The organism is Arthrobacter sp. RAF14, assembly GCF_052114185.1.
Taxonomy (GTDB): domain Bacteria; phylum Actinomycetota; class Actinomycetes; order Actinomycetales; family Micrococcaceae; genus Arthrobacter_E.
This window is the reverse complement of record NZ_JBFREG010000007.1, coordinates 1-14,352: the sequence shown is the minus strand read 5'-3', so window position 1 is coordinate 14,352 and position 14,352 is coordinate 1. Positions and strand designations below refer to the sequence as shown.

General features: G+C 67.2%; 13 protein-coding genes. 12 read left to right on the top strand and 1 reads right to left on the bottom strand.

Annotated elements, in window-relative coordinates; translation table 11 throughout:
* Positions 1–1,425, bottom strand: coding sequence for an MFS transporter (locus AB4Y75_RS14185; RefSeq protein ID WP_441436526.1), 1,425 nt, complete (start codon positions 1,423–1,425; stop codon positions 1–3).
* Positions 1,426–1,547: 122 nt separating this feature from the next.
* Between AB4Y75_RS14185 and AB4Y75_RS14180 the strand changes: the two genes are divergently transcribed.
* The 12 genes from AB4Y75_RS14180 to AB4Y75_RS14125 form a co-directional block, all read left to right on the top strand.
* Complete coding sequence (locus AB4Y75_RS14180; RefSeq protein ID WP_441436525.1) at positions 1,548–2,402, top strand: helix-turn-helix transcriptional regulator; 855 nt, start codon at positions 1,548–1,550, stop codon at positions 2,400–2,402.
* 137 nt (positions 2,403–2,539) lie between these two features.
* Positions 2,540–4,549 (top strand): threonine--tRNA ligase, encoded by a 2,010-nt coding sequence (thrS, locus tag AB4Y75_RS14175; RefSeq protein ID WP_441436524.1) that lies wholly within the window; start codon positions 2,540–2,542, stop codon positions 4,547–4,549.
* A gap of 2 nt (positions 4,550–4,551) precedes the next feature.
* Positions 4,552–5,196 (top strand): HIT family protein, encoded by a 645-nt coding sequence (locus AB4Y75_RS14170; protein WP_441436523.1) that lies wholly within the window; start codon positions 4,552–4,554, stop codon positions 5,194–5,196.
* Positions 5,197–5,200: 4 nt separating this feature from the next.
* A complete protein-coding gene (pgsA, locus tag AB4Y75_RS14165; RefSeq protein ID WP_441436522.1) occupies positions 5,201–5,812 on the top strand; it encodes a phosphatidylinositol phosphate synthase in 612 nt (203 codons plus the stop codon).
* A 196-nt stretch (positions 5,813–6,008) separates the two neighbouring features.
* Positions 6,009–6,938, top strand: a complete 930-nt coding sequence (pdxS, locus tag AB4Y75_RS14160; RefSeq protein ID WP_441436521.1) for a pyridoxal 5'-phosphate synthase lyase subunit PdxS — start codon at positions 6,009–6,011, stop codon at positions 6,936–6,938.
* Between the two features lie 218 nt (positions 6,939–7,156).
* On the top strand, positions 7,157–8,047 hold the full coding sequence (locus AB4Y75_RS14155) for a helix-turn-helix transcriptional regulator (protein ID WP_441436520.1): 891 nt from the start codon (positions 7,157–7,159) through the stop codon (positions 8,045–8,047).
* 2 nt (positions 8,048–8,049) lie between these two features.
* Positions 8,050–9,036 carry an aldo/keto reductase gene (locus AB4Y75_RS14150; protein WP_441436519.1) on the top strand — a complete coding sequence of 329 codons (987 nt, stop codon included), beginning with the start codon at positions 8,050–8,052 and terminating at the stop codon, positions 9,034–9,036.
* A 30-nt stretch (positions 9,037–9,066) separates the two neighbouring features.
* Positions 9,067–9,504: a cupin domain-containing protein gene (locus AB4Y75_RS14145; RefSeq protein ID WP_441436518.1), complete on the top strand. Its 438-nt coding sequence runs from the start codon at positions 9,067–9,069 to the stop codon at positions 9,502–9,504.
* A 206-nt stretch (positions 9,505–9,710) separates the two neighbouring features.
* Positions 9,711–11,654 carry a glucose PTS transporter subunit IIA gene (locus AB4Y75_RS14140; RefSeq protein WP_441436517.1) on the top strand — a complete coding sequence of 648 codons (1,944 nt, stop codon included), beginning with the start codon at positions 9,711–9,713 and terminating at the stop codon, positions 11,652–11,654.
* Between the two features lie 27 nt (positions 11,655–11,681).
* Positions 11,682–13,100 carry a glycoside hydrolase family 1 protein gene (locus AB4Y75_RS14135; RefSeq protein ID WP_441436516.1) on the top strand — a complete coding sequence of 473 codons (1,419 nt, stop codon included), beginning with the start codon at positions 11,682–11,684 and terminating at the stop codon, positions 13,098–13,100.
* 88 nt (positions 13,101–13,188) lie between these two features.
* Complete coding sequence (locus tag AB4Y75_RS14130; protein WP_441436515.1) at positions 13,189–14,037, top strand: PRD domain-containing protein; 849 nt, start codon at positions 13,189–13,191, stop codon at positions 14,035–14,037.
* A gap of 91 nt (positions 14,038–14,128) precedes the next feature.
* Positions 14,129–14,352 (top strand): HPr family phosphocarrier protein (locus AB4Y75_RS14125; RefSeq protein ID WP_441436168.1); only part of this gene is annotated, 224 nt, incomplete at its 3' end.

Sequence of the window (14,352 nt, the reverse complement as noted above, 5' to 3'; positions counted from 1 at the left end):
TTATTCATGAGACGTTCGACGCCGGTTCAGCCGGAGCGCCAGGAGCACCACGACGAGGGCGATTCCGAGATCCAGCAGCGTGCCCGCCGCGAACTCGGCCTTGCCGGACAAGCCCGTCGCGGTGCAGATCCCGCCGATCAGAATGACTCCCAGTGAGAGGGCAAGCTGCTGCACGGTGCCGAACAGTCCACCGGACAGTCCGGCCGCCTCCACGGGGATCTCCCGGACCACGGCCTGGGTGAGCGGGGAGAAGATCATGGCCTGCCCGGCTCCGAGGAGGATGAGTCCCGGCTGCAGGAGCAGGGGGAGCACGGGGGACCAGGCCAGCAGGATGACCACGAGGATGTAAGCCAGCGCGAGTCCCTGGAAGGAGACGCCCCAGAACAGGGTGCGGTCGCCGAGCCACCGCTGGATCGTGGCCAGACTCAGGGAGACCACCGTGAACACCAGCGCGAACGGGAGCAGCAGCAGCCCGGCGTCGAGCGGGGTCAGGGCGAGACCGTGTTCCAGCGCGCGGGGGATGACGTAGAGGATCGCTCCGTAGCCGGCGAAGAAGAGGCCTGCGGCCAGCAGCCCGGTCTGCAGGGCGGGCAGCCGCAGGATGCTCGGCGGCAGCAGCGGCACGCGTCCGGAGCGTTCGATCCTGTTCTGATGCCTCCACAGGGCCAGCAGGAGGAACGCGCCCACCACGAGCGCGGCAGGCACCGGCCACGGCCAGCCGAGCGAGGGTCCGAACGTCAGGCCGGCGGCCAGCAGCAGGACTCCGCCGCCCAGCTGCAGGGTGCCTGCGACGTCGATGTCGACGGCCTCGTGTGCACTGCTGCGGGGTGCGAAGCGGCCCAGCACGACGGCGGCCGCGGCGATCGCCGCGGCGAGCCAGTACACCGCGCGCCAGCCGGAGACCGGGCCGAAGGTGACGCTCGCCAGCGCCCCACCGGCGACCTGTCCGAGCGCCGCACCGATCCCGCCGCTGGCGCCGAAGGCCGAGATGGCGCGGACCCGGGCCGCGCCCTCGCTGGTCGCCTGGATGGTGGCCAGCACCTGCGGCGTGCACAGGGCTGCTCCGAGACCCTGCGCGATCCGTGCCGCGATCAGAACCCCCAGGCTGGGCGCGAACGAGCATGCCAGGGCCGCCACCAGGAACACCGCCATGCCGATCGTGAACATCCGGTGGCGGCCGTGGCGGTCACCCAGACGCCCTCCCAGGATGAGCAGCGTGGCGAAGGGGATCCCGTAGCCCGCGATCACGAGCTCCAGGCCGGCGTCGGACGCCGAGAACTCCGTGTGGAGCTGTGAGAGCGATACGGCGACCGCGTTGAAGGCGTAGGAGCCGACCCCAGGGGCCAGGACCAGGCCGAGGTAGCGCCAGATCGGAACGGCGGCCTGGGGGATCGGGTGGAGGCGGGTCGAGGGTGCGGTGGTCATGTCACCACTCTGTTCCCGTTCGTATCCTGGTGCCAGGAGCATGTTTATCCTGGTAGTGAGACCACCCGGCCCAGGCGGCCATGGCCGCCGTCCGGCGTGAGAGGATCGCAGCAGGAGGAGACATGTCCACTTCGGCACGGCGCGAGGAATTCGCGGAATTTCTCAGCTCACGGCGGGCGCGGCTGCGCCCGGAGGACGTCGGGCTGCCCCGCGGCCCGCGACGCCGGGTGGCAGGGCTCCGGCGCGAGGAAGTGGCTCAGCTGGCCGGCGTCGGACTCACCTGGTTCACCTGGCTGGAGCAGGGCCGTCCGATCGCCGCTTCGGAACAGGTGCTGGCTTCGATCGCGCGTGCCCTGCTGCTCAGTGACGACGAGCGGGACCACCTGTTCGCCCTGGCCGGCGCGGCGATTCCCGAGCGAGCCCCGATGAGCTGCCTGAACGATTCGCATCACGAACTTCTCGCCAAGCTCATGCCTTATCCCGCGGCCGCGCAGACCGCGCGGTTCGACATCGTCGCCTACAACCGCTCGTACCGTTACCTCTTCACGGACTTCGACCGGATCCCGGTGGGGGAGCGGAACTGTGCCCGGCTGCTCTTCACTCAGCCGGCCTGGCAGAGTGCGCACGTCGACGTGGAGCATGCCCAGCGGCGCATCGCCGCGCGCCTCCGTGCCGCCTACGGACGGCACCGGGAGTACCCGGAGTGGCAGCGATTCATCCAGGAACTCCAGGATGTCTCCCCGGTGTTCCGGGAACTGTGGGCCAGGGGCGACGTCACCGGCGAGCGGAACGCGCTCAAACGGCTCCGCCATCCTCAGCTGGGGGAGCTGAATCTCACCATGACGAGTCTGTGGACCGACGAGACCCTGGGAACCCGGATCGTCTGGTTCGGGCCGTCGGACGCCCTGAGCGCCGAACGCCTGGAACGCCTGGCGCTGCTCGAGGCGGATCAGCCGCTCATCAGCGCCGCGGCCTGAGCCCCGTCGCCGGGAATTCACCAGCCCTCCACAGAGGCCGTTCCGAGTGCTTCCGATGCTCGTACTAGACTGTTCGGTGGCTGGCTGTGGTCCCGTATGCCGCAAGTCATGAAGCCGCAACATGAATAGGAGACACCGTGTCAGAAGCCCAACAGATCACCCTCAGAGTCGACGGAGACGAGACCCAGGTGACCGCGGGCACCACTGGCGCGGAGTTGTTCTTCGATCGCCGCGACGTGGTGGTCATGCGAGTGGACGGCGTGCTCAAGGACCTGGACCAGCCCCTGGAGGCCGGCACCGAGGTCGAGGCCGTCACGATCGACTCCCCGGATGGACTGAACGTCCTCCGTCACTCCACCGCCCACGTCATGGCGCAGGCCGTCCAGCAGCTGCGTCCGGATGCCAAGCTCGGCATCGGTCCGTACATCAAGGACGGCTTCTACTTCGATTTCGACGTCGCGGAGCCGTTCACCCCTGAGGACCTGAAGGCCCTCGAGAAGATGATGCTCAAGATCGTCAATCAGAATCAGAAGTTCGTCCGCCGTGTGGTCTCCCCGGAGGAGGCCCGCGAGGCGATGGCGAATGAGCCGTACAAGCTCGAGCTGCTCGGCAAGGCCGATTCCGCCGATGAGGCGGGCGAAGGCGTGAACGTCGAGGTCGGCGCCGGTGACATCACCATCTACGACAACGTGGACCGCAAGAGCGGCGACGTGGTCTGGTGCGACCTCTGCCGTGGCCCGCACCTGCCCAACACCAAGCTGATCTCCAACGCCTTCGCGCTGACCCGTTCCTCCGCCGCCTACTGGCTGGGCGACCAGAACAACAAGCCGCTGCAGCGCATCTACGGCACCGCGTGGCCCACCAAGGAAGCCCTCAAGGAGTACCAGGAGCGCCTCGCCGAGGCGGAGCGCCGCGATCACCGCAAGCTCGGCGTCGAACTGGACCTGTTCTCCTTCCCGGATGAGCTGGGTTCCGGCCTGCCGGTGTTCCACCCCAAGGGCGGCATCATCCGCAAGGCCATGGAGGACTACTCCCGTCAGCGTCACGTGGAGGCGGACTACGAGTTCGTCTACACCCCCCACATCACCAAGGGGCACCTGTACGAGGTCTCGGGACACCTGGACTGGTACAAGGACGGCATGTTCCCGGCGATGCACGTCGACGCGGAATTCAATGAGGACGGCACGGTACGCAAGCCGGGCCAGGACTACTACCTCAAGCCCATGAACTGCCCCATGCACAACCTGATCTTCCGCTCCCGCGGACGGTCCTACCGCGAGCTCCCGCTGCGGCTCTTCGAGTTCGGTTCGGTGTACCGCTACGAGAAGTCCGGCGTGGTGCACGGGCTGACCCGCGTCCGGGGTATGACTCAGGACGACGCTCACATCTACTGCACCAAGGAGCAGATGAAGGATGAGCTGACCAACACGCTCAACTTCGTGCTCGGGCTTCTGAAGGACTACGGTCTGGACGACTTCTACCTGGAGCTCTCCACCAAGGACCCGGAGAAGTACGTGGGCAGCGACGAGGTGTGGGAGGAGGCCACCCGCACCCTCGCCGAGGTGGCTGAAGCCTCCGGTCTGGAGCTGGTGCCGGATCCGGGTGGAGCCGCGTTCTACGGCCCCAAGATCTCCGTGCAGGCCAAGGACGCCCTCGGCCGTACCTGGCAGATGTCCACCATCCAGCTGGACTTCAACCTGCCGGAGCGCTTCGAGCTCGAGTACCAGGCTGCGGACGGTTCCCGTCAGCGGCCCGTGATGATCCACCGCGCGCTCTTCGGCTCCGTGGAGCGGTTCCTGGGCGTCCTGACCGAGCACTACGCCGGGGCATTCCCTGCCTGGCTCGCTCCGGTTCAGGTGGTGGCCATCCCGGTGGCCGAGGCGTTCAACGACTACCTCTACGAGGTCGCGGCGAAGCTCAAGAAGGCCGGCATCCGCGTGGAGGTGGACTCCTCCAGCGACCGTTTCCCGAAGAAGATTCGCACTGCCAGCAAGGACAAGGTGCCCTTCGTTCTGATCGCCGGTGGTGAGGACGCCGAGAACGGCGCGGTCTCCTTCCGTTTCCGCGATGGCAGCCAGGACAACGGCGTACCCGTCGACGAGGCCGTGCAGCGGATCGTCGACGCTGTGAAGAACAGGACCCTCTAGGCATGACGGAACCCACAGGCGCTGCGGAGAAGTCCGGGACGGGCGCGACCTCAGACGAAGCCGTGACCGACGATTTCCAGCTCCCCGGCGTCCCGGACGCCTTCCAGCGCCTGTGGACCCCGCACCGGATGGCCTACATCAAGGGTGGCCAGGAACAGTACGACCACCCTGACGCGTGCCCGTTCTGCGTGGCGCCCGGCCGCACGGATGAGGAATCCCTGATCGTGCACCGGGGGAGGCTCTGCTACGTCATCCTCAACCTGTACCCGTACAACCCCGGGCACGCGCTCATCTGCCCCTACCGTCACGTGTCCTACTACACGGACCTGACCGAGGAGGAGACCGCCGAGTTCTCCGCCCTCACCCAGACGACGATCCGCGTCCTGCAGAAGGTCTCCCGTCCGGGCGGCTTCAACATCGGCATGAACCAGGGCAAGGTGGGCGGCGCCGGCATCTCGGAGCACCTCCACCAGCACGTGGTGCCGCGGTGGGGCGGGGACGGCAACTTCCTGCCGATCATCGCGCAGACCAAGGCGATCACGCAGACGCTAGGCGAGGTCCGGGAACTGCTCGCGGACGGCTGGCCGGTGGACGACGACGGCGACCTGGCCGGTGCCGCACGCACCGCACCGGCGGGGGACCTCTGAGCCCATGCTCAACCGTTTCGCGCGCAGCTTCTTCACCCGCTTGTTCACGCCCCTCGCCAAGGCCCTGCTCAAGGCCGGGGTGAGCCCGGATGCCGTGACGGTGGCAGGCACACTCGGCGCCGTCCTCTCCGCCCTGATCCTGTACCCGCAAGGTCAGCTCTTCTGGGGCACCGTGGCGATCACGGTGTTCATCTTCTCCGATGTGGTGGACGGCATCATGGCGCGTCTGTCCGGCAGGCATGGTCTGTGGGGCAACTTCCTGGACTCCACTCTGGACCGCGTGGTGGACGGGGTGCTCTTCTCCACGGTCGCGTTCTGGTTCTTCACCGGAGGGGCGAACCCCGTCATCGGCTCGGCGGCCCTGGCCTGCCTGGTCCTGGGCATGCTCGTGTCCTACGCTCGCGCCAAAGCAGAGGCGCTGGGCTTCGAATGCAATGTGGGGATCGCGGAACGGGCGGAACGGCTCGTGGCGCTGCTGGTCATGACGGGCCTCACCGGCCTCGGACTGCCCCCGGTCGTCCTGCTGGTGACTCTCGTCCTGCTCGCGCTGGCGTCGCTCTTCACCATCGGACAGCGTGTGGAGACCGTGCGCCGTCAGGCGGCCTCCGTCCGCTGACGGCGCACGGAGGATCTCCCGCCGATGATGCCCGGCCGGAGTCTGTTACGCGTGGGCGCCTCACGGGCTGTGATGCCGTCGGGCAGCTATTAGACTGGACCCCAGGTGGCGTTCTGCCGCCGGTCGGGTGACACTGCGTGGGTTTGGCCGCGTGTCCCTGGCGTACGTCATTTTCTGATACCCATAGGGGTTTTTTGTGTCTACAGCTGAACTGAACGGCGAGAACACCAACGGCAATGCCGCCGTCGTCACCGGCAGCAGCCGCGTCAAGCGGGGCATGGCCGACATGCTCAAGGGCGGCGTCATCATGGATGTCGTCAATGTGGAACAGGCCCGGATCGCCGAGGATGCCGGCGCCGTCGCCGTCATGGCCCTCGAGCGGGTTCCCGCGGACATCCGCGCCCAGGGCGGCGTCTCCCGCATGTCCGATCCGGACATGATCGATCAGATCATCGAGGCCGTGTCCATCCCGGTCATGGCCAAGGCCCGTATCGGCCACTTCGTGGAGGCTCAGGTGCTGCAGTCCCTGGGCGTCGATTACATCGACGAGTCCGAGGTCCTGACCCCGGCCGATTACGTGAACCACATCGACAAGTGGGCCTTCGATGTCCCCTTCGTCTGTGGTGCCACCAACCTCGGTGAGGCCCTGCGCCGCATCAACGAGGGCGCGGCGATGATCCGTTCCAAGGGCGAGGCCGGCACCGGCGATGTCTCCAATGCCACGGGCCACATGCGCAAGATCCGTTCCGAGATCGCCAAGCTGTCCGCCCTCCCCGAGGACGAGCTGTACGTGGCGGCCAAGGAGCTGCAGGCCCCGTACGAGCTGGTCAAGGAGGTCGCGGCCACCGGCAAGCTGCCCGTGGTGCTCTTCACCGCCGGTGGTATCGCCACTCCGGCCGATGCGGCCATGATGATGCAGCTCGGCGCTGATGGCGTGTTCGTCGGTTCCGGTATCTTCAAGTCCGGCAACCCGGCCCAGCGTGCCGCCGCCGTGGTCAAGGCGACCACGTTCTTCGATGACCCCGAGGTCATCGCGAAGGTCTCCCGCGGTCTGGGCGAGGCCATGGTCGGCATCAACGTCGACGAGCCGGCCCGCTCCATCCAGTTCGCCGAGCGCGGCTGGTAGGACGCGGCTGGTAGGACTCAGCGCTGACGCACGACGGCGGCCGGTCACCTTCCTGCGAAGGTGACTGGCCGCCGTCGTACCATTCCTCTGGCAGCGCTCGGCTGACGGAATGCGCTGCGATGCCCGACGACGGCGGACAGGCCGGTGGGGGAGCCGAGTACGAGGGGTGTACCAGGAGGGACTCCCTTCGCGCGCGTGCCGGGCATAGCGTTGTCTGCATGAACACCAGGGACGAAGCACGCCAGTTCCTCATGTCGCGCCGGGCGAACGTCACCCCCGGGCAGGCCGGTCTGCCGGTGTCCGGCCAGCGCCGGGTGGCGGGCCTGCGGCGTGGGGAGGTCGCCATGCTCGCGGGGGTGAGCCCGGAGTACTACGCCAAGATCGAGCGCGGTCAGCTGGCCGGCGTCTCGGATTCCGTGCTGGAGGCGATCTCCCGGGCACTTCAGCTCGACGACGCCGAACGCGAGCATCTCTTCGATCTCGCCCGGGCCGCGAACGGCCACATCCCGCCCGTGCGGCGCCGGAAGACCAAGGGCTGGGTGGCACGGGACAGCCTCGTCCGGGCGCTCGAGGCCGTGGTGTACGGCCCCGCGTTCGTGCGGAACGGCCGGATGGACGTCCTGGCCGCGAACGCTCTGGGGCGCGCCTTCTACGACGAGGTCTTCAACGGCCCGGGCCAGGGGAATCTCGCGCGGTACTGCTTCCTCGACGAACGGGCCCGGGTGTTCTACGCGGACTGGGAGTCGGCGGCCGACGTCACCGTCGCAATTCTGCGGACCGAAGCCGGTCACGACCCCCGGGACAAGCAGCTGCACGACCTCATCGGTGAGCTGTCGACGCTGAGCGAGGAGTTTCGCACCCGTTGGGGAGCCCACAACGTCCGGCGGCACGGGTCCGGTTCCAAAGCCTTCCACCATCATGACGTCGGCGACCTGACGCTCAGCTATGAAGGACTTGAACTCACGGCGGAACCGGGGCTGTCCTTCCTGATCTACACCGCCGAGCCGGGTTCCCCGAGCGACGATCGCCTGCGGCTGCTCGCCAGTCTCGCCGCGCAAGCTCCGGCGGCACGCCCGGCGCCCGCTGAAACCACGCTGACGAAGGACTGATCATGCATTTCAGGACATTGGGCCAAGGCCTGCAAGTCTCCGCTCTCGGACTCGGCGTGATGGGCATGTCGCAGAGCTACGGCCCCAATCCGGGAAGCCGTGCCGACATGATCGCGGTGCTGCGTTCCGCCGTCGAGGAGGGGATCACCTTCTTCGACACCGCCGAAGTCTACGGGCCGTACGTCAATGAGGAGCTGGTCGGCGAGGCCTTCGAACCGTTGCGGGACGACGTCGTGATCGCCACCAAGTTCGGGTGGGACATCCGCGAGGGGAAGAGCATCGGGCTCAACAGCCGGCCTGAGCAGATCCGCAGGGTCGCCGAGGAGTCGCTGCGGCGTCTTCGCACCGACAGGATCGACCTGTTCTACCAGCACCGTGTCGACCCCCGTGTGCCCATCGAGGAGGTCGCGGGCGCCGTCGGCGAGCTGATCGCGGCGGGCAAGGTGAAACACTTCGGCCTCTCCGAAGCGTCCGCGGACACGATCCGACGAGCCCACCTGGTGCAGCCGGTCACCGCGGTCCAGAGTGAGTACTCCCTCTGGACGAGGGACCCCGAACCCGAGGTCCTGCCGACGCTGGCGGACCTCGGTATCGGATTCGTGCCGTTCAGCCCCCTCGGCAAAGGCTTCCTGACCGGGACCGTCGACACCTCCACGGCCTTCAGCGAGGGGGACATCCGCGCCCGCGTCCCCCGTTTCCAGGCCGAGAACCTCGCCGCGAACCAGCGGCTCGTCGACCAGGTGGCGGCCCTCGCCGCGGCGAAGGGGGCCAGCCCGGGTCAGATCGCCCTGGCCTGGCTCCTGGCTCAGCACCCCTGGATCGTGCCCATCCCCGGCACACGCCGCACCGCGCGCATCCGCGAGAATGCCGGAGCGGCCGCCGTCGCGCTCTCCGCCGACGAACTGGCCGCGCTGGACGGTCTCGCGGACCGCATCGGAGTCCAAGGCGATCGGTACAACGCCGAGCACATGAACTACGTCAACCGCTGACGATCAACCGACCAAGGAGAGAAGAACCGCATGGCTCACGACGAATTCGAACAGATCTTCCCGCTGGGCGCCCCCAATGACGCTTTCGCCCAGTACTTCATCGGGCAGAGCTACCTTGCGCCGCTCACCTCGGGCACCATCGCGGTGAGCAATGTGTCCTTCGAACCGGGCTGCCGCAACAACTGGCACATCCACCATGGTGAGGACGGCGGCGGCGACCAGATCCTGCTGTGCACGGCAGGCTCGGGCTGGTTCCAGGCGGAGGGCGAGGGCCCGGTCAGTCTGGAACCGGGGTCCGTGGTCCATGTGCCGGCCGGGACGAAGCACTGGCACGGCGCCAAGGCCGGTTCGTGGTTCTCCCACGTGGCCTTCATCACGCCCGGGAAGGGCGTGAGCAATGAATGGCTCGAACCGGTGACGGACGAGGTTTACGGCGGGCTGCCCGGTGGGAATGGCGAGCAGGCCTGACCGCCCGCTTGACGTGATGCGGATCACCTGACAGAATCGGTCCTGGTTCTTTCGAGACCTGGGTATGTAACTCGCTTCGGGCGAGGCAAGGCTCAAGCTCTGCGACCTTCATCGGTCAACCGGCTTGGGCCTTTTCTGTGCCCCGAAGGCACACCATGTGCCCCCTGTGAAGCCGCGTTGCCTCATTCTGAGAACGCGAGGAAATCATGAGCAAGCAATACGCTCCCCTGGCCGCCGAGATCGTGCGGCTCGTTGGCGGGAAAGCCAACATCTCCGAGGCTTACCACTGCCAGACCCGCATCCGGTTCGCCCTCAGAGACGAATCCGCGGTGGCGCTGGACGAACTGAACGCCACCGAGGGCGTCGCGAAGACCCTGTCCAAGGGCGGCGTGTTCCAGGTGGTGGTCGGCATGCACGTCAAGGACGTGTTCGACGAGGTCGAGCGTGAACTGGGTGACCTCGGCGCCGGCCAGGAAGACGGCGGAGGTTCGACACCCCGGAAGCGGAAGAACTTCGGATCCACCGTGATCGAGTTCGTCTCCAGCGTGTTCCAGCCCCTGATCCCGGCGCTCTCCGGCGCGGGCATGGTCAAGGCGCTTCTGGCACTTCTGGTGGTCCTGAACGTGCTGTCCAAGGAATCCCAGACCTACGCACTGGTGAATCTCTTCGCAGACGCGGTGTTCTACTTCCTGCCGATCCTCCTCGCTTTCAGCGCAGCGCAGAAACTCAAGATCAGCCCGATCCTCGCCGCCGCGGTCGCCGCCATGATGCTGCACCCGAACTGGGTGGCCCTGGTGACCAAGAAGGAACCGGTGAGTTTCTTCGATGTCCTGCCGTTCCCGCTCGTGAACTACTCCGGCGCCGTCATTCCGATCATTCTGGTGGTCTTCGCGCAGTACTACGTGGAGCGGGGGCTGACCCGTGTGATTCCGAAGTCGGTGAACCTGGTGTTCGTCCCCATGCTGACCTTCCTGATCATGGGAACCCTCGCGCTCGGCGTCCTGGGCCCGATCGGCAGCATCCTGAGCGGCTACCTCGGCACCTTCTTCACCTTCCTGAGCACCAACGCCGCCTGGGCACCCGCCCTCCTGATCGGCGCGACCCTGCCGATCATGGTGATGTTCGGCCTCCACAACGGTGTCGCCCCGCTCGGCGTCGTCCAGCTGGCTCAGACCGGCAAGGAGAGCATCTTCGGCCCCGGCGCCCTGGTCTCCAACATCGCGATGGGCGTCGCCGCCCTGGTCGTGGCGTTCCGCACCACCGACCGGAAAACGCGTCAGATCGCCACCGCAGGCGGGATCACCGGTCTGATGGGCATCACCGAGCCGATCCTGTACGGCATCGCCCTGCCCAAGCGGTACCCGCTGATCGCGGCGATGATCGGTGGCGGTGCCGGTGGTCTCTATGCCGGGCTGTCCCAGGCCCATCGTTTCGCCACGGGCTCCTCCGGCCTCCCCGCTGTGCTGCTGTACATCGGCGATGACTCCCTGCAGAACATGGTCAACATCATCATCGCCCTGGGTATCTCCGCGGTGGTGTCCGGCGTGCTGACCTTCATCCTCTCGTTCAAGTTCGAGAAGCCCACCGTCGAGGAGACCGTGGCTCTCGGCTCCGCAGACACTCGCCCGACCGGCCGCCGCGCCGCCGCGGAGACCATCATCGGGGAGGGGAACACGGCCACCCTGGTGCGCACCGACACCATCCGGCTCGCGACTCCGTGCGCCGGCACCGTGGTGCCGCTTGCGGAGGTCGGTGACCCGGTGTTCGCCTCCGGCGCCATGGGTCCCGGCATCGCCGTGGAGCCCACCGACGGCGTCATCACGGCACCCGTGAGCGGAACCGTCGCCGTCGCCATGAAGACGGGACACGCTTTCGGGCTCAGGACCGACGACGGCGTCGAGGTCCTGGTGCATGTCGGTATCGACACCGTGACCATGAAGGGCGAGGGTTTCCACGGCGCGGTGGCCAAGGGCACGCGCGTCGAAGCGGGCCAGCCGCTCGTGACGGCCGACCTTCAAGCCATCCGGGAAGCCGGTCACCCGGCCACGGTCCTGGTGGTCGTGACCAACGGACCCAAGGACGCGCCCGTCGAGCAGCTCGCGCACGGCGCTGTGATCCCTGGCGTGGCGATCGCCGCCGTCGGACGCTGACACCGGACCCCGAGAGAGGAGAACACCATGCAGCATGAGCAGCTCACACCCTTCCCCGAAGACTTCCTCTGGGGAGCCTCCACCTCCGCCTACCAGGTGGAGGGCGGGTGGGACGCCGACGGCAAAGGGCCGTCCGTGATCGACATCCACCTGCACCGGCCGGAGGGCGTCACGGACTTCACCGTGGCGGCAGACCACTACCATCGCTACGCCGAGGACGTGGAACTCTTCGCCGAACTGGGGCTGAACGCCTATCGGTTCTCCATCGCGTGGACCCGGATCATCCCGGACGGGGACGGCGAGATCAACGCCGCGGGCGTGGCGCACTACCACCGGGTCATCGACGCTCTCCTGGCGAAGGGCATCGAACCGGTGGTGACGATGTACCACTTCGACCTGCCCGCCGCCCTGGACGCCCGCGGTGGCTGGTCGCACCGGAGCACCATCGATGCCTTCGAACGTTACGCCCGTGTCCTGTTCCAGGAGTACGGCTCCAAGGTGAAGTTCTGGCTCACCATCAACGAGCAGAACATGATGATCCTGCACGGCAAGGCCATCGGCACCACGGGTCGCAGTGGCCAGGTGGAGGGCCGGGAGCTGTATCAGCAGAACCACCACATGTTCCTGGCCCAGGCTCGGGCCATGGTGCTCTGCCACGCAACGCTGCCCCAGGCGAAGATCGGGCCCGCACCCAACATCGTCTCCGTCTATCCGGCCACCTCCGCGCCGGAGGACGTGGTGGCGGCGGATGACTGGGATGCCATCCGGAACCTGCTCTACCTGGACCTCTCGGTGCGGGGGAGCTACCACCCGCTGGCCTGGGTGTACCTGAAGGCCAAGGGCTGGGAGCCGGAGATCCTGGACGGCGACCTGGATCTGCTGGCCGCTGCGCAGCCGGACTTCCTGGCCTTCAACTACTACTCCACCCAGACCGTCGGCGCCTCCCGCGGAGACGGCTCGGACATCCAAGTGCGGGGAGGGGATCAGCAGATCGTCCGCGGCGAGGTCGGCCTCTACCGGGCGGTGAAGAACGAGCATCTCCCGGTCAACGCCTTCGGGTGGGAGATCGACCCGGTGGGGTTCCGCACCACCATGCGGCGGCTCTGGGACCGGTACCGCCTGCCGCTCATCATCACGGAGAACGGCCTGGGAGCCTTCGACGAACTCGTGGACGGGCGGGTCCGGGACGACTACCGGATCGAGTTCCTGCGGCTGCACCTGGAACAGATCCAGCTGGCCATCAGCGATGGCGTGCAGGTCTTCGGCTATTGCCCGTGGACCGCGATCGACCTGGTGTCCACGCATCAGGGCATCTCCAAGAGGTACGGGTTCATCTACGTCGACCGCACCGAAGACGATCTGAAAGAGCTGGCGCGGATCCGGAAGGACAGCTTCTTCTGGTACCGGGACGTCATCGCCTCCGGAGGGGGATCGCTGTCCTCATGAGGACATGCCCGCTCGGCGGGCGCCGGTGGTGCGGGGCGTCTTGCCCCGCGCCACCCCCAGGAACTGTTGAGGGAAGGAACGGTGAGTCGTGCGAATCAAGCGCGTGCTCAACAACAACGCGGTGCTGGCCGTCGACGACGTCGGCCGGGACCTCGTGGCGATCGGCCGCGGCCTCGGGCACGGCCGCAAACCCGGCGATGAGCTCGACCGCGACGCGGCGGATCAGGTGTTCGTCGCCGCGGAGAACACGAACATGGAGCGGCTGGCCCGTTTCCTCGATGACATTCCGCTGGACTGCCTGAATGCGGCGGGAGAAGTCGCCGCCCTGGCCGGGGAGCGACTCGGTCTCCGGGTCAGCCAGGCACTCGTGGTGCCGCTGGCCGACCACCTGAGTTTCGCGATCGAACGTCAGCAGGAGGGGATACCCGCCCAATTCCCGCTGGCCTGGGAAGTATCCCAGCTCTACCCGAAAGAGCTGGCGACCGGACGTGAGGCCCTCGGCCTGGTCCAGCGGTCCCTCGGAGTGACCCTGCGTGACGATGAAGCCGTGGCGCTCGCAATGCATTTCGTGAACGCGCAGTTCGCGACGCCTGGCATGGAGAAGGCCATGCAGATGACCGGCGTGATCGCGCAGGCGTTCGCGGTGGTGGACACGACCTTCGGGATGACGGTGGACCAGCAGTCCTTGAACGCCGCGCGTTTCGTCACTCACCTGCGATACCTGTTCAGCAGGGTCGCCTCGGGGAAGCAGATCTCCGAGAAATCCTCGGCGCTGGTGGACGCGATCATTCAGAGCCATCCCGAAGCCGTGGTGTGCGCAGCGAAGATCCAGTACCTGTTGGAGATGGGCCTGGACACGAGCCTCACCCGGGATGAAGTCGCCTATCTGGCCCTGCATGTGGCCCGGTTGGTGGCGGACGCCTCGGAACATCGCTGAGACCGGTGCACGCGGAGCGCCGCCGCAGCAGCCCGATCGATGTGACGCCATGAAAAGTAATGCCATGAAAACAACCCTGAAGGAGAACCCCATGCCCGAACGCACCGCAGTCGTCGCCAGCGCCTCCGGCCTGCACGCCCGTCCCGCCGCGATCTTCGCCGAGGCCGCAGCCGAGCTGGACGTCGAGGTCACGATCGCCCTGGACGGCACCCCCGAAGACGAGGCCATGGACGCCTCGAGCATCCTGTCCCTGATGACCCTGGGCGCCGGCAACGGCGACACCGTGATCCTGCGCGCCGAAGGCCCCGGAGCAGA